Origin of the sequence: Leptospira perdikensis, from assembly GCF_004769575.1 — a bacterium.
In the GTDB taxonomy this organism is placed as follows: Bacteria; Spirochaetota; Leptospiria; order Leptospirales; family Leptospiraceae; genus Leptospira_A; species Leptospira_A perdikensis.
In genome coordinates this window covers 146520-164668 of the sequence record NZ_RQGA01000003.1, presented here as the reverse complement: position 1 = coordinate 164668, position 18149 = coordinate 146520, and the positions used below count along the sequence as shown (strand labels likewise).

Here is an 18149-nt window from a genome sequence, read left to right as displayed (position 1 = left end):
AAATTCCAAACTAAACAGCTGATACTTGTTTTTCAGTAATCAAATTGTATTTCAATTTAATCTGATCTATCTTCTCTTCCATTGACTTCCAGAGTGATTCTTTTTCTGGATGGAAAGTACAAAGTACACCTTGTCTCACCAAATCAATAATTTCATCGATAGAAAAATCTAAGAAACGGTAGAGTTTAAAGAATTCATATGTAAGGTTAACATTAAAGATATCAGGATCATCTGTATTGATACACAACATTAGTCCCTGGTCGTAATAATAACGTACTGGATGGTTTTGTTCTTTACGAACGTATTTTCCCGTAAAAACGTTAGAAGTAACACAAATCTCAATTGGGATTTTGTTTTCTTTCATATATCGAACAAGTTCTGGATCTTGGATGGCCGAAGTTCCGTGCCCAATCCTTTCCGCCTTACAAAGATTGACAGCATCCCAGATAGCCCAAGGCCCATCATCTTCGCCGGAGTGAGCCACACAGCGTAAACCTGATTCGCGAGCTACTTTGAATACTTCTGAATAATCTTTTGCAGGACCCATAAGTTCTGCACCACCAAGCCCGATTCCAATGACTTCTTTATGTTTTAATCCCAAAACTCTTTTGAGATTATTCATAGCATTTTCAGGGCCGAAGGAACGAGATACATCCACTAACAATCGTATAGTGATTCCATCTTTGACTTCGATTTGGCGAATCCGATTCACCATCACCTCGACCATTTCATCAAAATCCAATCCATTTTGGATGAACTTAGAAGGAGCAAAGAAGGCTTCGCAATAAACAATATTATTGGAACGCAAATACTCTGCTAAACTATCGATAAAATATCCGAGATCGGATGCTTCCTTAACGGAACCTTGTACAAAGAAAAATACCTGAATGAAACCATTTAAGTCTTTAAAATTGTATTTATCTTCAAATTCTTTGTCGGTAACTTCGATTCCGTTCTTTTTGTACAAAAACTTCAAAGTTTCTTTATTCACACAAGCTTCCAAATGTAGGTGAACTTCTGTCTTTGGAATTTCTCGAATGAAATTGATAACATCCTGTTCGTTCGGGTGAGGAACCGAAAGGTCGCCGGCAAGTAAGGATTTTCTCTCTTTGAGAAGAGGTGACTCTGTGGATGGTTCCAACCCCTCTTTGGAAAGTAACCAAAGGGGAGGATGGAGGATCGGGAGCTCCATAAGGGAAACTCTCTCATTTAACAGAGTATTGATTTGTTTATCAAAAGTAAGTTGAATAGTAGGCGAGTACGGCCTGTCAGCTGGCAGACGGCTCTTTAAGCGATTGAGCTCTGCAATGTCACGGTCAATGACTGCAATACGATTTAAAATCTCAGAAAAAGGAACTTCCATGTTCCAGGAAAGAATGGGAAAATTCGTAGGTCTCTACAAGTAGATTTTTAGAACCCAGGTGAAAATCCCTATTCAGCTTTCAAAAATCCCGTCGATAGGAAGTTTGGGAGCGGAAAAGACTGGAAATTTTTTCCGAATTATGTCGTATAAATGAATATGCTCACATCTCGCAAAACATTCCTACCGTTTGCACTTCCTTCCATTTCTGAAGATGCAATTGAAGAAGTGGCACAAGTGCTAAGGTCTGGATGGGTCACCTCTGGACCCAAAGTTAAACAATTCGAGATGGAGTTTGGTGACTTTGTAGGAAGCAAAGAAACCATAGCTGTCAATTCAGCGACAGCTGGTCTCCACCTGGCTCTGGAAGCCATCGGACTTACCTCCAAAGATGCTGCTATCACAAGTGCGATCACGTTCACTGCTACTACCGAAGTGATTTGTTATTTTGGAGCCGAGCCAATTCTTACCGATGTGGATCCAATTCACAATTTAATGACTCCAGAAACTTTACGAGAAACCATCAAAACTAAGTGTGTATGGAACGGAAAAGAACTCAAAAGTAAAAAAACAGGCAAACAAATCAAAGCCATCCTTCCTGTACATCTGGCCGGTTATACATGTGATATGGAAAACCTCATGGCCATTGCAAAAGAATATAATTTATATGTAATCGAAGATGCAGCCCATGCTTTCCCTGCAGTTCACAAAGAGAAAATGATCGGAACCTGGGGTGATTTTACTGTGTTTAGTTTTTATGCTACGAAAGGGATCACAACGGGAGAAGGGGGGATGGTCACTACTTCTCATAAAGAAGCCGCAGAACGAATTCGTAAAATGCGCCTTCATGGAATTAACCGTGATGCGTTCAACAGACCAGGTTGGTATTATGAAGTAGTTGATGCAGGTTACAAATACAACATGACTGACATAGCAGCAGCACTCGGTGTTGTCCAATTAAATGAATCTCACGGATTCTGGGAACGCAGAACAGAAATTGCGAAACATTATAATCAAGAGTTTAGTTCCTTAAGAGGAATCAAACTTCCAAAAGAAGATTCGAATGGAATTCATAGTTGGCATCTCTACCGTATTGAAGTAGATCCTAAAATCGCCAAAGTAGGGCGAGATACTTTGGTTGAAGAATTAAAGGAAAGAAATATTGGCACAAGCCTTCACTTTATACCAATCTTTGAACACCCTTACTATAAAAAGACATTCCAATACAATCGAAAAGAATACCCGAATGCTTGTCTGATGTATGATCGTTCAGTGTCTCTTCCTTTATTTGCTGGTATGACTAAGTCGGATGAAAAAGATGTGATTGATGCGGTAAAAGACATACTCGGTTAATATAGATTAGTTACTTTGATTTGTGATCCGGTTTTGATAAAACTCCGGATCGTACAACTTCAATAAATCAACTAATCCTAAAACAAATTCGGTATCTGTTCCATCAGCCTTTCTGCGAATCCAAAATCCCACAAGTTCTTTGACCACTTGGGCATCTATAGTTTCATCGCCTTTCTTATAAACAAATCGAGATGACTCTTCAGGGTCTTCATTATCTGTAAAGGCCGGATATAAAAACAAAATAAAACGATCCAAATAATAAGGGTCTAATCGATTCTCTTCTACTAACAATATATAACGATCTGCTTCTTTTCTAAAAAACTTAGAATTCGAATCCAACTTTTGGTATACAATAAAGAACTCACGAGCTGTATTTCGAATCAAACGTTCATAAATCGGTAATGTCAAAGTATATAAAGCTGTATTTGTTTTTGCTGGAAGAAGATACTCCCTTAGCTTCGCAGGAAATTCTGGATTGTAATGTCCAAACTCAGAAGTAGAATTTAATTCTAAATAGTATTTAGTATGGGGGCCGGATTCAAAAATCTGAATTCCTAAATATTCGGAAAGTTTCCTAAAACTAAGAACGGTTTGAAGCTTACAAAAGATCTTATGGTAGGAAACTTCCTTCTCACAATACAATCCTAGTTTAGGGAATTGAATCCATGTGGATTCCACAAGTTCCTTAAATTTATTCTCTCGTTCAATGGCTCTGTCTACAAACAAAGAATTAAATTTTTGTCCGAGTCCAGAGCAGGCAAAGAGTAAAAGAAGGGAAACTTTACTTAATTTTGTAAGTAATCTCTGCAGGTAAATTTTCCCATTCTGAATTAACATCCTTACGAAAGTATACAGGAGAAACTGAAGATTTGAAATTCAAACTTTGATATAAAATCAAATCTGTTTCCTTTTTTTCAAAATATCGTTTGTCTGTATTGTTTCCAAGACCCAAATCACCAATGGGAATCCATCCATAACTCAAAAGAAAAATAGATAGGGAATCTTGAATTGATTTTGCTTTTCCCTTTTCAAAACGAATCATACGAAATGGTTGCATTGGAACACCAATTTCTTTCATTTTAGCTTTGAAATCATTGATACTTACGCTAGTTTGACGAGCCAAGTAAATCGCATCCAAATAATCTCTCGGTAAAAGTTTCGATTCCTCCGGTAACTTTTCATAAAAAGATGTAACATCTCCGGGATATACAGCTTCTTTATCCAAATATTCATCAGTAACATAGTACTTAATGAATTGGTTTTTCGAAGAAAACTTATACTTAACAATTTGTTCGCCAGGTAAATCTTCAATTGATAGTTTCTTTAAGTGTACTCGATTCCTTTGGATAAACGTTGGTTGGTAAGTTGTGTCCAAAAATTTTACAGAACGAATTCTTTGTTGTTCGTTAGAAGGAGGGTGGAGGATCGCAATTTGTGCTTTTGAAAGTGATACGGAATCTAGTTTGAATTTTAACGAAACTTCTAAGTTGTATTCTTCTTCACCGGATGCAATGAAACGTTCTGTTTCGATGAAGGGAATATTTTTAATTTCCTTATTTTCACGATCCACCACCCAAAGTTTGGATCCACTGAGTAAAACACCACGTACGGAACGTAGATTTGTTTTAATAGAACCTGTAATTTTTCCTGTTTTGGTATCGTATCGGTAAATACTATTGTCTGCTGAATCCGAAATCCATAAAGAATCTCTACCATAACAAATATCACGTGGTCGGGTTCTATCAGTAAAAAATCCGCCGATCAATAGAGAAGAAGATTGGTCATAGATCTGCACTTTCCCTGAGTCCAAATCCAGAATGTAATAGTAATTCCCGACACTCGCAATGCCCGCAACATTTGAAAGAGGAATTGGGATTTTATCTGTAATCCCGCCAGAGTTAGGATCCAATTTCAAAATCTGTTTTGGTGCCACCACAAGCAGTTTTCCTTCCCGTGAATCAAAACTAATTCCACGAAGGTTAGCTAATCCTAAATTGAAGATCTCTTGTTCACCAATTTCATTGATTTTAATAATGGCACGACGATTGGTGTCAATGTACCAAAAGTTCACTCCATCCCAAGCAAGACCATAAGCCTTATCTGTAAGTTTGTATTCTTTACTTTCCTGAGCGATGAGTCCAAAGGAAAAGAATGTTAATAAAAGTAGAATGCGAATCATTAATTCAACCCAATGTTATCAGTTATCAGACGAAAAATATCTGTAAGAAGAGAGGAATCATTAAATTCTGAACCCAAGATAATCGGTTTAGGTACAAAAATGATTAGGAATGTTACTAACATCGTCGCTCCAAAATAAAAGCGAAATTTACCAATGCCAGATAAGGAATCGCGAATGAATGGATGTTCTACCTTTACCACAAAATAAATAATAAAACCCCAAAGTAACCATGTAAAATGAATCAAAGCAAAAATAAGAAAAAAAACAAATAAACGATAGATCCACTTACGATATCCTTCACCAAACATAGAGTATATGACATGTCCCCCATCCAATTGTCCAAAAGGTAATAAGTTTACGGCTGTAATGAGAAGCCCTACCCAACCTGCTTTTGCAAGTGGATGAGCCTGTATATCCATTGTCGAAAAATCAATGGGACCAAGAATCCACTGAGTCGTAAAATAAGTAAAAAGACTATCTCCAAAAAATAAAAATCCCGACCGATCAAAACCTGCTGGTATTTCTAAAACTTTAGACAAACTAATGCCCACCAACCAAGCAATCATCGAAAGGACCAAACTTGCTGTAGGTCCACCAATCCCAATATCAAATAAGACTTTTTTATCAGGAATTTGTTGTTTGATTTGAATGACAGCACCCATAGTTCCAATCGGACCTACTGGCAGAGGAATGAAATAAGGCCAGGTAGCTTTCACGCCGTAATACCTTGCCGGTAAATAATGTCCCATTTCATGGGCAAATAAAATGAATAACAATGAAACCGAATAAGGCCAGTTTTCAAAAAACATAAGTTTATAATTCTCTAATGTCTGAGGAACCTGTGGATTCAAAAAAATATCGGAGTAAGTTAATGTAAAAAATGTAAGAATGAATAAAAGAATGTGTATTGTTTTTTTTGATTCCAAACTCGGAACAACCTAGAAATTTATTTCTACTCGAAAGGATATACAAGCTAACTATAGAATCAATTAGAAACTCTTTCGACAAAGGAAATTTGAATCGTCCATACGATCTGAACCTCATTCAGTTAGAATTTGAAGTTCGGAATCATTTGGAAAAACTGTGTCAAATCCGACCGAATTTGCAGAGTTGGTTTAGTTTTGAGAACTATCTAAAAGAAAAATTTTCTTCCGGAAAACAGGTCTTCAGAATCCATTGAACAAGTGGATTTTTTGTACAGACATATTGTCTCATTTCCTTTTAAAACTTTCCCAACTCTCGGAAAAGTTGACTCGTCTAATCATTAAAAATAAAACCAACTAATCAATGTTTGAAAATATTAAAATCATCAAAAGATTTGACCCGGCGGCAAAGTCCTATTTAGAAATTATTCTTTGTTATCCCGGTTTGCACGCCCTATGGCTTCATAAATTCGCGCATTTACTCTATAAACTTCGATTGCCCATCATTCCAAGACTTGTGAACTACATTAGTCGGTTTTTGACAGGAATCGACATCCATCCAGGGGCAAAAATCGCTCCAGGAGTTTTTATCGACCACGGGTCTGGCGTTGTGATTGGTGAGACAGCCATTATCGGAAGCGGATCACTTATCTTCCAAGGTGTGACTCTCGGTGGAACAGGAAAAGAATCGGGGAAACGCCATCCGACCATCGGTAAAAACGTAGTGATTGGTGCTGGGGCCAAAGTCCTTGGAAACATCACTGTAGAAGACCATGTTCGTGTCGGGGCTGGATCCGTTGTTATGCGAAATGTACCAGCAGGTTCTACAGTTGTCGGAATCCCTGGTAAGGTTGTGAAAGCAGGTGACCCTGCATCCGATAGTGTAGAACAAATGTTAGAGCACAATCAGATGCCAGATCCAATTGCTAAAGTTTTTTCTGTTTTGTTAGAGAAAGTAGAAACACAACAACAACTCATAAACAAACTATATGAGAAACAGCAACTCTTAGAAAAATCATCAATTGATGCACCTGAGGATGATATGTTCATTCAAGAATTCATCCATGGTGATGGAATTTAAAATTCTTTTAGTAGTTCTGTTTTTTTCCTGTTGTATTCTTCATCTGTGATGAGATGATTTTTCCTCAGCTCTTCTAGTGCTTTTAACTTCTCAGGAACCGTTTTCCACTGTTCGGTGGGTATAGTAATTTCATCTTCTTTGGGATATCGAAAAAGTGGAGGATTAGCGAAAAGTTCAGGAATATCAAAAACAACTACATTTCCATAAATTGCATTTTTAACTGCCGTTTTATCTTTATACATACTTGTATGTTGTTTGTCTTTTAGCCAAAGTTCCGGTCGATAAATTGGTTTGATGTGAGTAGGATGAAAAATTACCCAGTCTTCAAAAGAATATTGCGTCTGAAAGCTGACATTAGTATTCATTTCATGAAATAGTAAAATTAATCCATTCTCTGTACTCAGAATATAAAAACTTGTTTTTAAAATTTTTACATTTGGTGAAAGAATATCATCTACCTTAAATATACAAAGATATACTTTCGGTTCCGGATTAACGCTCACCTTCTCAGCAAATTTTTCTATTTCCGAAAGATATACTTCTGGAACTAAAACATCCCAATCTTCATACGCAAGAACTCCACGTTTGTAATGAATTGACTTTAATGCATTGGGTAATTGCTGAAAATTTTTTGTACTGATTTTAAGTTTGGAGATTTCACTGGGAAAAATTTTTCTCCATTCTTCATCCTCTACTTCAAAAAAAGCCAAAGAGGCAGAAGAATCAATCAGTTTGATTTTACTGGAAAAACTAGAACATCCAGAAACAAAAAAAACTAGAATCAGAACGAAGGAATGTTTTGAACTTGCCGTTAATGAATTTATGAATACGCTAAAAACTGTGTCACGTTTTGTAATATTTCTTTTGGCAGTAGTTTTTGTATCTGGTGAAGAATGGAAAACGCAACCCATGCCACAATTTCAGATGAAGGATCAATATGGGCAATCGTATTCTGACAGCTCAGTAAAAGGAAAACCCGTTGTCCTTATGGGTTGTTTCCTACGAGATCTAGAAATTTGTCGAAAACAAGGCAGAAAACTCTATTGGAAAATGCAGAACCTACTTTGGAAAGATAGTACCAAAGTCCACTTTCTCCTTTATTTGGATTTCCAAGAAACAAACAAACTTGTGGAAGATTATTTAGAGGAATCCAAAACAAAACAATTCGAAAGTATCCTTTTAGATCGCAAAGGTCACCTGGCAATCGGTCTAACAAAAAGTGTATCGTATTTACGAATTTATAATAAAACAGGCAAATTGATTTCATCATCCTATCAGGAAGAAATGGATGAGGCTCTCATCCAAGAAGTATATGGCATTCTTAAAAAAGAGATTTAGATTAGAAAATTATTTCATTTGTACATTAGTGTTTATCAGTGTATCTAACTGTTTTCAAAAAAATGAAAACTACTACACGTTTTGGAAAGGTTACGACCACTTACAACGTTCCATCAAATCCACTGCCAAAAATGAGATTCAGTTTTCCGCATTGGCAGGAAGCCTCAGCGAAGAAAACGAATCCCAACTGCAAAAATCACCCGAAGGATACCCTTTCCTTTCTCTCTATGGAACCATAGACAACCAACAGAATTGGAATTTGCATTGGAACGAAGTCGAACCACCAAAATATGATTATTCGGCAAAAGTCACCTTCACTCCAAAACTTTGGGAAGATAGAGAGATTTATGCCGTGGAAAGAAAGATTGTTCATAAACTAAACGGTTACCAACCCAGAGATTTTTTTAAATGGTTCCATGATTTTGTTTTAGCCATCAACGATCACAATGCTTACCAATCCTTAAAATCATCTTCAGAGAATTTACAATTTTTATGTAACGCCATGGCTTGTCATATCACTGAAAATGCAGAGTGGCATACTTTAGAATTTACCATTAATGAAGATACAAAAACAAAATTCCCAGGGTTTTATCAACGTACAGGTTCTCGTTTAGAGAAAACCAAACTCAATCTTGAAATCTGGGACAAATACAATCCAACGCATAAATTAAAAATTACCAACCAAGGAAAAACGATTCAATTTCATTTTCCCGTAAATCCACCGTTAGATTATTTCCAATCTCCAAAAGAAATTCGTTTTTTAGGTGATATTGAAATCAGATCTTTTGGAATCACTGTGAAAATCCAAAATTTGGAATACAAACTAAAAACAACATTTGATAAACAAACAGATACACTCGATGGACAATTTGTACGGATTGGAAAAAAGGAAATTAACGGAAACTTTTTCTATGTCATTCCACAAGGTTTTGTAAACTTTTTTATCCCTGGAAATATGGATGAATACTTTAGTGAGTTTTTCACTCTACTCATCCAAGGAACCCAAGGCCGAGGTGGTTCTCAAATTCACGCCACATTCAAAAAAACAGCCCAGGGCCAAATCAATACAATCACTACTTATAATGAAAACAAACGAAAACGTTTTTCTTTGTTTGGTGGGGATGATTCCCAAAAAGCCAGCAATGACTTTGACTTTTTTGCTTCTTGGGAAGAAGCCATGTTAAAGGACTTAAAATAACTAAACTAAAAATTAAAAACTAAGACTAAGGCGCACTTCTAGAATTTAGATTGAAATTCAGACGGAAATACGAACGGACTATTTCGAATTGATAAAGTTTCGGAGTAGATCCTTTCCCTCTTCCGATCCAAAAGATTCCGGATGAAACTGAACTCCTTCAATCTTTAAAGATTTGTGACGAAGCCCCATAATTTCCCCTTTCCCTTCTCCAGAAGAAACTCGTGCTGTAATTTCCAAATCCTTAGGAAGAGAAGTTTCTTTTGCAACTAATGAGTGATAACGCATAATTTCGATCCCTTGTGTAAGACCGGAAAAAACACCTTTTCCGTCGTGTTCGATGGGTGAAAGTTTTCCGTGCATGGCTACATTGGCCCGTACAACTTCGCCACCAAACACAGTGGCCATTCCTTGCATCCCAAGGCAAATCCCAAGTACCGGTGTAGTTTTTCCAAGTTCCTTCAATATATCTGCACTCACCCCAAAATAAGCAGGATCTGCGGGATGGCCGGGGCCTGGTGAAATAATGATCTTATCGTAGTTAGCTGATTTGATGGCCTCAAATGGTTTTTCATCATTTCGAATCACATCCAACTGAAAGAGTTCTTCCCTTTCTTCTAAAATTTCTCCTACAATTTGGTAAAGATTGAATGTAAAAGAATCATAATTGTCTAAGATGAGAACTTTCATATTTTATTGTCTCCTTTCTATCGGGATGTATCGTTTTGAATCAGTTAAGCTGATTTATGTAACTCTAAGGCTTTTCGAACGGATGCCATTTTATTAATGATTTCTTGGTATTCATCTTCTGGTTTGGAATCAAAAACAATCCCACCCGAAGCACGAACAAATCCTTTGTTTCCATTCACAAAAAAACTTCGGATGGGAATTGCAAACGTACAATCCCCGTTCAAACCAAAACTTCCCACTGCCCCACCATAAGGACCGCGAGGTGATTTTTCAATTCGTTCAATGATTTTCATCGATTCAATTTTTGGGGCTCCAGAGAGGGTTCCTGCTGGAAACGAAGAAGCGAGTCCTGAAAACATATCTTCTTTGGAAGAAAGAATCCCTACTACTTCACTGGAGATATGTTGCACATGCGAAAATCTTTTTACGTCAAAACGCCTACGTACCTTTACAGTTCCAAATTTTGCCACTCGACCCACGTCATTACGATGAAGATCAATTAACATATTGTGTTCTGCAATTTCCTTTGGATCTGTTAAAAGTTTACGAGCAAGGAATGTGTCTTCTTTGGCATCTGCTCCACGTTTGGTGGTTCCAGCCAAAGGAAAGGATTCCATTTCCCCTTGTCGCAAACGAAAGAGTAACTCTGGGCTCGCACCTAAAATAGCACGAGTTCCAAATTTTACATAATACATATGAGGGGATGGATTGATTTCCCGTAGTGTTTCATAAATAGCTAACGGGTTTCCATCCACTTTGTAGATTTCTTCAAACCCAATTTGGCATTGGAAAGTGTTGCCTGCCTTTACTTCTTCTAAGGCCTCTTCCACCATTTGTTTATGAACTTCTTTGGATAGTCCTGCCTGTAATAGAGAAACCTTTGCTTTCGGTTTTTCGGAATTTTGGTTTGCTGCCAGATTTAGGATTTGATTCACTTCTTCGATTCGGTTCGTTCCATTATCAAAATAAATGAGTTCACCAGTAAATTTATCGTAAATAAGTCCATCTAAATACAACCCGAAGATCATTGCCGGAAAATCTGGATGAGGTTCGAGTTTGAGTTTAGGTTCAAAGAATTGCATACTTTGATAACCTAAATACCCAACAAATCCACCCGCATAACTGATGCTTAGTGAATTGTAATCTACTAACTCGCGAAGAGCGAAATACGGGTTTTCGACAGAATATTTTTTTCCATCAATTTCTAAAACCCCCGTCTCACCCACGAGGAGATGGGATGGGTCGAATCCCATAACGGAATAACGTGAGTCGTATTGGTTGTCTCCCGCTGATTCGAGCAAAAAACAATTTTCATATTTAGCCTCAATGACCCGGAAGAGTTCCCAAAACTCGATTCCTTCCGGCAACGACAAGGAAGTATAATTTGGTTTTTTGGGGATCTTAATTTTCGGAAGTGTTTGGGTCATAAAAAACTCTGTATTAGTTACCAAGATTCATTTTGAATCTTTTTATGAAATAAAAAAGGCAGGAGCCGGATTCCGGAACCTGCCTTTTGACGTGTGATTCTTAAATCCGTTCTTATTTTAAGTTTTGGTTCGCGAAATCCCAGTTTACTAAATTCCAGAATGCTTCTACGTATTTTGGACGTGCATTGCGGAAATCAATATAGTAAGCATGTTCCCAAACATCAATCGTTAACAAAGATTGAAGTCCGTCTTTCAAAGGGCTACCAGCATTGCTCGTGTTTACGATCTCTACGCCGTCACCTTTTTTCACAAGCCATGTCCAACCAGATCCAAAGTTAGTAATCGCAGATTGTGAAAACTTTTCTTTGAATGCATCAAAAGATCCAAAGGATTTTGTGATCAAATCAGCCACAGCACCAGTAGGAGCTCCACCACCTTTAGGGGAAAGAGAATGCCAGTAGAACGTGTGATTCCAAATTTGCGCTGCGTTGTTAAAAATTCCACCAGAAGACTTTTTAACAATGTCTTCAAGAGTAGCATTTTCAAACTCAGTACCTTTGATTAGGTTGTTGAGGTTTGTAACGTAAGTTTGGTGGTGTTTACCATAATGAAACTCTAAAGTTTCTGGTGAAATATGGGGAAGAAGTGCATCCTTTGCATAAGGAAGTTCTGGGAGTTTATGTTCCATGGTGGTCTCCTGATGGATTCAAGTGTAATTGTATTTTGTCTCTAGTATGGATCGCAAAAGCAAATCGTAAACTAAAAAAGTAGAATGATTCTAATCATTCCTCTCTATTAATTTCGACTGACTGTAGAACGAACCGTCTTCAATAAATTTAAAATTTCCGAATGTAAAACTCCATTAGAAGCTACTAACTCCGGAAGTCCGGTATAGTAATGGACTCCATTTAAGTCAGTTAATTTCCCACCGGCTTCTGCCAAAATTACAGAAATGGCCGAAACGTCCCAATGTTTGACAGTCTTTTCCCAAATCGCATCCATTACACCTTCGGCGATAAAACAAGCATCCAAAACAAAGGAACCAGTTCTACGAAACGAACGCGCATAGGTTAGAAATCCGGAAAGGTCTGCCATGATCTCTTGGATCATATGAGCACGTTTTGTGGGAAGGTTGGGAGAAAATATGGCGCGATTGAGTTCCGAAATTCGGGACGTTCGAATTTGTTCCCCATTTTTATAAGCACCTTCACCCATCACCGCAGAATAAACTGACTCTTGTGGTGGGACAATGACCACTCCACCAACTGGTGTTTCTCTATGTTCCAATCCAAAGGAAATGGCATACAAAGGAAGGCCACGAACAAAATTCATGGAACCATCTACTGGATCGAGTACCCATTTAAAGTCACCACCATCTATCGTGGGTTTGTCTTCGCAAATGATTCCATCTTTTGGGAAAGACTTCTGCAAAAATCGAATGAGTATATCACCTAACTTACCATCTGCGGAATCAATTCTTTCCTTTTCATCTGCATCGGTTTCCGAACGAACGGAAGATACTTCTCTTTGAATTTTTTTTGCTTCATGGATGATTCCCATGGCATTTGCTTTTACGTATTCGATCCGTTTGATGGTTTCATCAATGGGGAAACTAATGGTTGGTGACGATATACCCATATTACCTACTTTTTAATTATCGGATGATTTCTGAATGACTTTCCACAAAATATTACCGGACTTAGACTTTGTCCTCTCTACTTCAAAAGAAGAAAGATATTCATGATACTTGTTCAAAGTTTCTTCTGGAATTCCTGCTTCTGTTTCTGTCAGAATGGGATAAAAATTTCGAAACTGTCTGATCGTTCTTGGTAAACTAGGAATTAAAAATCGTAGTGATAAAGATAAATAATCAATTCCAATGGGACTATAAATTCTACCTAATTTCCATATCTCTGGACTGATTCCGAGTTCTTCTCGGATTTTAGCTTCCGTTTCGGAAAAATCAATTTCATCAAAAATCTCAGAAAACCTTCGAATCGGTTTGTTTGCATCTTTTTCTGATTCCACGCGAAAGATTCCGCCTTGAAACCGTTTGGCTTGAAAGTCAGTAATATTTTCACCCTCTTCCTTTGTGGAATGAAGATGAATGATCTTTACTTGGAAATACAACCGGTCCGTCAAAATGGAAGGAGTCATATTTTGGGAACCTGGTTTTTTGATTTCTTCCGAACCCGCACCACCCAAATACAACATATCAACGGAAAAAACATATAAAAACCTAGATGATCCAAATAACATTGGTCGAACAAAAAACAATTTTCCTGTTTCTCGTTTGGGTCTGGGTTCCGGCAATAAATAAGTTCCTTCAATTGCTTCCGGGATGTATTTCAAAACTGTTTGTACAAAGTTTTTAATATCACCAAACTCTGGTTGTGTGCTAGATGTTCCTGGAATCAAAAATTTTTCTGAAAACTGAATGTATGGGGAATGTAGGTTATCTACATAAATTTCACCGGGTTTATTTTTTGCGGATGTTTCATTCAGTATCCGGTTGATGGATTGATAATCTTGTACTTTCATTTTTTATTTTTCAAATTACAAATTTCTATTTTGGTATCTTTTTAATTTTATAACCAAAGGGTTTTAAAATCGAAAGACCAGCCAACTTATACTTAGAGGAATGATTCATTGTGATTTGATAATTGTATTTTTTTCCTTCACGATAATGGCGTTCAATCGTTGCCCCAAGAAAACCAAAAGGAACTCCTGCCCCTTTTAATACCTTTCGGTAAAATAGAATGAAACTTTCAGGAGTTAACGAAGTTCCCACATAATAAACTTTGCCTTTTCCATAAGAATTCACAGTGATGGCTGGTTTTCCAGAATAGAATTTTTTAGAGTCATTATACCTTGCGATAACCTTTGCTGATTTTGGTTCTAGAATTTCGCAAAACTTGGCACCTTTCAAAGGTAATATTCCCATTCGAATCCCAATTTTGTCCGTTGCGGGTGCCTCAAACTGAAAAACGTCTACCCCAGTCATTTCACCAAAAACACCGGGAACTGGTTCTTCAACCATCCAATGGTCCTTGTCTTTAATTCCTGCACGATAGCCGAGAACCAAAGTTCCGCCATTCGCTACATAGGTTTTTAATTTTTCCACAACCTCTGGATCAAACATTGTATAAAGAGGGAGAGTTAATACTTTGTACTGGGACCAATCATTATCTGCACTAATGGGAAGGGAATGAGAGTTTACATTCAAAACATTGGTTCCTGCAAACCAAGTGGCAAGTTCAATATCATATCCTACCTGAGCAAAAGGAACGGGAGCAAATTTCAAACCATCACTTAATGGTTGGTGTTTATAATTACGCGAATTTTCTACGTCGTGTAAAATTGCCACCTCTGCCTTGTAAGGTGAATCAGCGATATCGGCAGCAAACTCTCGAATGTCTTCGATAGTATCTTTTAACTCAAAGTATTTGGCTGTTTTTCTTTTTCCATGGTCTAGAATTCCATAACAAAGTTGTTCTTGGCCAAAACGCGCCGTGCGATAACGAAAGAAATAAATTTGGTTGGCTCCATTCACAATCGCTTGTGTCAACCAAAGACCAATTTGACCCGGTGGTGGAAGGTAACCCAAAGTATCATGACCTTGTACACCGGAGAATTGTTCCATCACAGTGTATGGTTTATTTTTTAAACCTCTCGTATACTGTTGCGTGATCGTAACAAGTGGATGTGGGTATGGTTCTTGTTGGTTCCCCCAAACAGGATAGTTATCCCAAGACACATAGTCCAATTTGGAAAATAGAGCCGCCATATCGGTAACAGGTAAAAAAGGCGAAGGATAAAGATTGGTTGTGAGTGGTTTATTTTTACTAAATTTACGCAGTATCTCTGCTTGGAAATGAATGTAAGATACAAGTTCATCTGATTGGAACCTATAATAATCTTGAATCATGGCAGGATTAAAATTACTGGCTACATGCGCCGCTGGTAATGGAATTTCGTTCCAATCCGTATAAATCACTCCCCAAAATACGTTCCCCCAACGTTTGTTAAGCGAATCTAATGTTTTATATTTGTTCTTTAGCCAAATGCGAAAATTTTTTAGAGCTAGCGGGGAATAATCGACATCGGAACCTTCATGTCCTGGTTCATTGTCAATTTGCCAACCCGCTACGGCAGGATGGTTTCCAAAATGTTTGGCCATGGCGGTAACAATTCGTTCCGTCGCTTTTTTGTAAGCAGGTGAAGAAAAACAGGCTTGGCGTCTTGTACCAATCCCTCGAACAATTCCCTCTTTAGAAACCTGAACAATTTCTGGAAATTTTTTGTACAACCAAGGTGGGAACGTTGCCGTCGGTGTCCCGAGAATGGCAGTCATTCCATGGTCTTGGACTTTCTTTAAAACAGCATCAAACAAAGAAAAGTCGAACTTTCCTTCTTTGGGTTCCATAAGTCCCCAAGCAAATTCTGCGAGTCTTACAGAAGAAAGACCCATCTCTTTCATTATTTTTAGGTCTTCATCCCAATCCTTAGGGTTCCATTGTTCTGGATAATAACAGGCGCCAAAGATCATATTTTTCCTTTTTTCAGATTGCAGAATCTATCTTGTGACACAGACTGAATCAGAAAACACCCCTTTCAATCAAATAATGTCTGACCAAGTTATTTTAGGTATATCCAACACCCACCACTATCGATTCACTTTAGTCGATTTGACAGAAACAGCCAAAGAACCTATGTTTCTTCATTCTCTAAACAAAGAAATGTCCGTATTCCTTTCCAAAACCATGATGGGTGCGTTATTTCTCGCAGAGATGACTAAAAATCAACAAAAGGTTAGTATCCAATGGAAGGATGATTCCAACAAACAGGCTTTAGCCTACAGTGACCGTTATGGAAAGATGAAGTCTGTGGCTTATTCTGCAAGTCATGAAGAAGGTGACATTCGAAACGAATTCATTTTAGGCCAAGGAATCATGAAAGTGATCCGTTGGGATTTTGATTCAGACACATACCAATCTTATACAAACCTTGTGGAAGATACTTTCGAAGTTAATTTTATCAAATACTTAACCGAATCGGAACAAATCAAAGCCATTGTAGGAATGGAAGTGTTCCCTTTTGATTTTCCTGGAAACGATTTTTCCGCAAAAGGTTTGTTCTTTGAAGCGTTGCCCGATGCACCAGAAGAAAGTTTTACTTATCTCATTTCCAAAATCCAACCCTTAGTCCAAAAAGAAGCGTTTTGGGCTTTGAGTATCGATGAGATGTTGGCATCATTACAAACCGAGATTGGATCGGAGTTGGAAGTTCTCAGCAAAGAATCTCCAGAATTTTTATGTGATTGTTCCAGACATAAAGTAGCTGATATCATTGCCTCTCTTGGCAAACAAGAAGCCGATTCCATCATCGATGAATTTGGAAAAATTGAAATTACTTGTGAATTTTGTAGAACGGCTTACCAATTCAATTCCTTTGATGTGGAGAAATTCTTTAATCAATGAAGGCCAGTTTTCTCTCCCTCAGAGAATCGGAACTGAACCCAGTGTTTTTAAGTTTGGACCAATTGGTAAAAAAATTCTTAGAGAAAAATAGGTTCCCAATCATTCTGATTTCTGGTGAAATGGGAGCCGGCAAAACAACCTTCGTTCGAGAATGGTACAGCCGTTTTGGCACAGAAAGTTCCATCAATTCCCCTACCTTTTCCTTATACAATATTTACGATTCGCCTAACTTTCGTTTATACCATTTTGATTTGTACCGACTGAAATCTTCCGAAGAACTGGATGAACTTGGATTCGAGGAAATTTGGGGGAAAGAAGCAGTCTCTGCAATTGAATGGTGGCAAATTGCTGAACCTTACCTACCCAAAACCAATCGGATTCGATTGTCGATTGATGCCGATTCGATCGAAGTCCGTTCCTATACCTTAGAATGGTCGGAAGAAGAAATTCGATGAATGTCCTCTATTTTGACACAACCCAGGACTGGATTCAGGTTCTTGTAGTCAGATCTTCTGAAAACTTAGAGTTTGAAATTCTCTCAGAACAAACGGAAACAACACCAAAAGAATCCTCTTATAAATTGGTGGAACTCATCCGTATCGGTTTGGAAACCGCAAACATTAAAAAACCAGATCTAATCCTTGTCGCGAACGGACCGGGGTCCTTTACAGGAATTCGCATAACAGTCACTACTGCGAGAGACCTTTCTCAACTATGGAAAATTCCAGTTTTTGGAGTGGATAGTTTGGAAGCCTATTTGATTGGCATTGGTGCAAACAATGTTGATAAAGGAAGTTCCCTACTCTGTTTGGATGGCAAACAAGGAAAATACTATACAAAGTTTGAAACTCCAAATGGATTTTCCGATTCCTTGGACATGACTCCAGATAGTATTGAATCTAAAATCAAAACGAATGAATGGACACCTAACAATTGGTACTATACTGGCAATTTGCCTAAGTTTTATCCGAGTACCGCAATAAAAATTGAAGCGACAAACCTAAATCTTTCGTCTATACTACAGTATAGTTTGAAACAATATTTCAAAACTGAACCTAATAAAAACGACTATTTATCTCTCCTGCCCAACTACATCCGCGGGACCTACGTAGATCACAAATGA

General features: G+C 37.7%; 18 protein-coding genes. 7 read left to right on the top strand and 11 right to left on the bottom strand.

Annotation, left to right across the window (positions count from 1 at the left end):
- Positions 1-10 precede the first annotated feature (10 nt).
- Positions 11-1363 carry an adenosine deaminase gene (gene add, locus EHQ49_RS02075; protein ID WP_135575875.1) on the bottom strand — a complete coding sequence of 451 codons (1353 nt, stop codon included), beginning with the start codon at positions 1361-1363 and terminating at the stop codon, positions 11-13.
- A gap of 156 nt (positions 1364-1519) precedes the next feature.
- Between add and EHQ49_RS02070 the strand changes: the two genes are divergently transcribed.
- Entirely contained in the window at positions 1520-2713 is a 1194-nt protein-coding gene (locus tag EHQ49_RS02070) for a DegT/DnrJ/EryC1/StrS family aminotransferase (protein WP_135575873.1), read from the top strand.
- 6 nt (positions 2714-2719) lie between these two features.
- Here the strand turns inward: EHQ49_RS02070 and EHQ49_RS02065 are convergent, their stop codons facing one another.
- The 3 genes from EHQ49_RS02065 to EHQ49_RS02055 are packed head-to-tail and all read right to left on the bottom strand — an operon-like array spanning position 2720 to position 5818.
- Positions 2720-3550, bottom strand: coding sequence for a hypothetical protein (locus tag EHQ49_RS02065; RefSeq protein WP_244241302.1), 831 nt, complete (start codon positions 3548-3550; stop codon positions 2720-2722).
- Positions 3495-4892, bottom strand: coding sequence for an NHL repeat-containing protein (locus EHQ49_RS02060; RefSeq protein ID WP_135575871.1), 1398 nt, complete (start codon positions 4890-4892; stop codon positions 3495-3497). Before EHQ49_RS02060 ends, EHQ49_RS02065 begins: the two co-directional genes overlap by 56 nt.
- Positions 4892-5818 (bottom strand): site-2 protease family protein, encoded by a 927-nt coding sequence (locus tag EHQ49_RS02055; protein WP_208732147.1) that lies wholly within the window; start codon positions 5816-5818, stop codon positions 4892-4894. The genes EHQ49_RS02060 and EHQ49_RS02055 overlap by 1 nt, the downstream gene beginning before the upstream one ends.
- Before the next feature lie 361 nt (positions 5819-6179).
- Here EHQ49_RS02055 and cysE point away from each other — a divergent pair, with 361 nt between their 5' ends.
- Positions 6180-6896 carry a serine O-acetyltransferase gene (gene cysE, locus EHQ49_RS02050; RefSeq protein ID WP_135575867.1) on the top strand — a complete coding sequence of 239 codons (717 nt, stop codon included), beginning with the start codon at positions 6180-6182 and terminating at the stop codon, positions 6894-6896.
- Here the strand turns inward: cysE and EHQ49_RS02045 are convergent.
- A complete protein-coding gene (locus EHQ49_RS02045) occupies positions 6893-7807 on the bottom strand; it encodes an SHOCT domain-containing protein (protein WP_244241301.1) in 915 nt (304 codons plus the stop codon). The genes cysE and EHQ49_RS02045 overlap by 4 nt on opposite strands.
- On the opposite strand from EHQ49_RS02045, the gene EHQ49_RS02040 reads away from it, so the two are divergent.
- A complete protein-coding gene (locus EHQ49_RS02040) occupies positions 7806-8234 on the top strand; it encodes a hypothetical protein (RefSeq protein WP_135575865.1) in 429 nt (142 codons plus the stop codon). The genes EHQ49_RS02045 and EHQ49_RS02040 overlap by 2 nt on opposite strands.
- Complete coding sequence (locus EHQ49_RS02035) at positions 8209-9432, top strand: LIC10025 family lipoprotein (protein WP_135575863.1); 1224 nt, start codon at positions 8209-8211, stop codon at positions 9430-9432. The genes EHQ49_RS02040 and EHQ49_RS02035 overlap by 26 nt, the downstream gene beginning before the upstream one ends.
- Before the next feature lie 78 nt (positions 9433-9510).
- Here the strand turns inward: EHQ49_RS02035 and EHQ49_RS02030 are convergent, their stop codons facing one another.
- The 6 genes from EHQ49_RS02030 to EHQ49_RS02005 form a co-directional block, all read right to left on the bottom strand.
- Positions 9511-10119 carry an anthranilate synthase component II gene (locus tag EHQ49_RS02030; protein ID WP_135575861.1) on the bottom strand — a complete coding sequence of 203 codons (609 nt, stop codon included), beginning with the start codon at positions 10117-10119 and terminating at the stop codon, positions 9511-9513.
- Between the two features lie 44 nt (positions 10120-10163).
- Positions 10164-11546: an anthranilate synthase component I family protein gene (locus tag EHQ49_RS02025; protein WP_135575859.1), complete on the bottom strand. Its 1383-nt coding sequence runs from the start codon at positions 11544-11546 to the stop codon at positions 10164-10166.
- 112 nt (positions 11547-11658) lie between these two features.
- Positions 11659-12234 (bottom strand): superoxide dismutase, encoded by a 576-nt coding sequence (locus tag EHQ49_RS02020; protein WP_135575857.1) that lies wholly within the window; start codon positions 12232-12234, stop codon positions 11659-11661.
- Positions 12235-12341: 107 nt separating this feature from the next.
- Positions 12342-13184, bottom strand: a complete 843-nt coding sequence (locus EHQ49_RS02015; RefSeq protein WP_135575855.1) for an inositol monophosphatase family protein — start codon at positions 13182-13184, stop codon at positions 12342-12344.
- 12 nt (positions 13185-13196) lie between these two features.
- Positions 13197-14087 carry an LIC_10030 family protein gene (locus EHQ49_RS02010; RefSeq protein WP_135575853.1) on the bottom strand — a complete coding sequence of 297 codons (891 nt, stop codon included), beginning with the start codon at positions 14085-14087 and terminating at the stop codon, positions 13197-13199.
- 25 nt (positions 14088-14112) lie between these two features.
- Entirely contained in the window at positions 14113-16095 is a 1983-nt protein-coding gene (locus EHQ49_RS02005) for a beta-galactosidase (RefSeq protein WP_135575851.1), read from the bottom strand.
- Between the two features lie 76 nt (positions 16096-16171).
- Here EHQ49_RS02005 and hslO point away from each other — a divergent pair, with 76 nt between their 5' ends.
- From hslO to tsaB, 3 genes are read left to right on the top strand one after another with little or no spacing between them, the layout of a single operon-like run.
- The gene (gene hslO / locus EHQ49_RS02000; RefSeq protein WP_135575849.1) at positions 16172-17026 is read left to right on the top strand and encodes an Hsp33 family molecular chaperone HslO; all 855 of its coding nucleotides are present in this window, start codon (positions 16172-16174) and stop codon (positions 17024-17026) included.
- Complete coding sequence (gene tsaE, locus EHQ49_RS01995; RefSeq protein WP_135575847.1) at positions 17023-17481, top strand: tRNA (adenosine(37)-N6)-threonylcarbamoyltransferase complex ATPase subunit type 1 TsaE; 459 nt, start codon at positions 17023-17025, stop codon at positions 17479-17481. Before hslO ends, tsaE begins: the two co-directional genes overlap by 4 nt.
- The gene (gene tsaB, locus EHQ49_RS01990) at positions 17478-18149 is read left to right on the top strand and encodes a tRNA (adenosine(37)-N6)-threonylcarbamoyltransferase complex dimerization subunit type 1 TsaB (RefSeq protein ID WP_135575845.1); all 672 of its coding nucleotides are present in this window, start codon (positions 17478-17480) and stop codon (positions 18147-18149) included. Before tsaE ends, tsaB begins: the two co-directional genes overlap by 4 nt.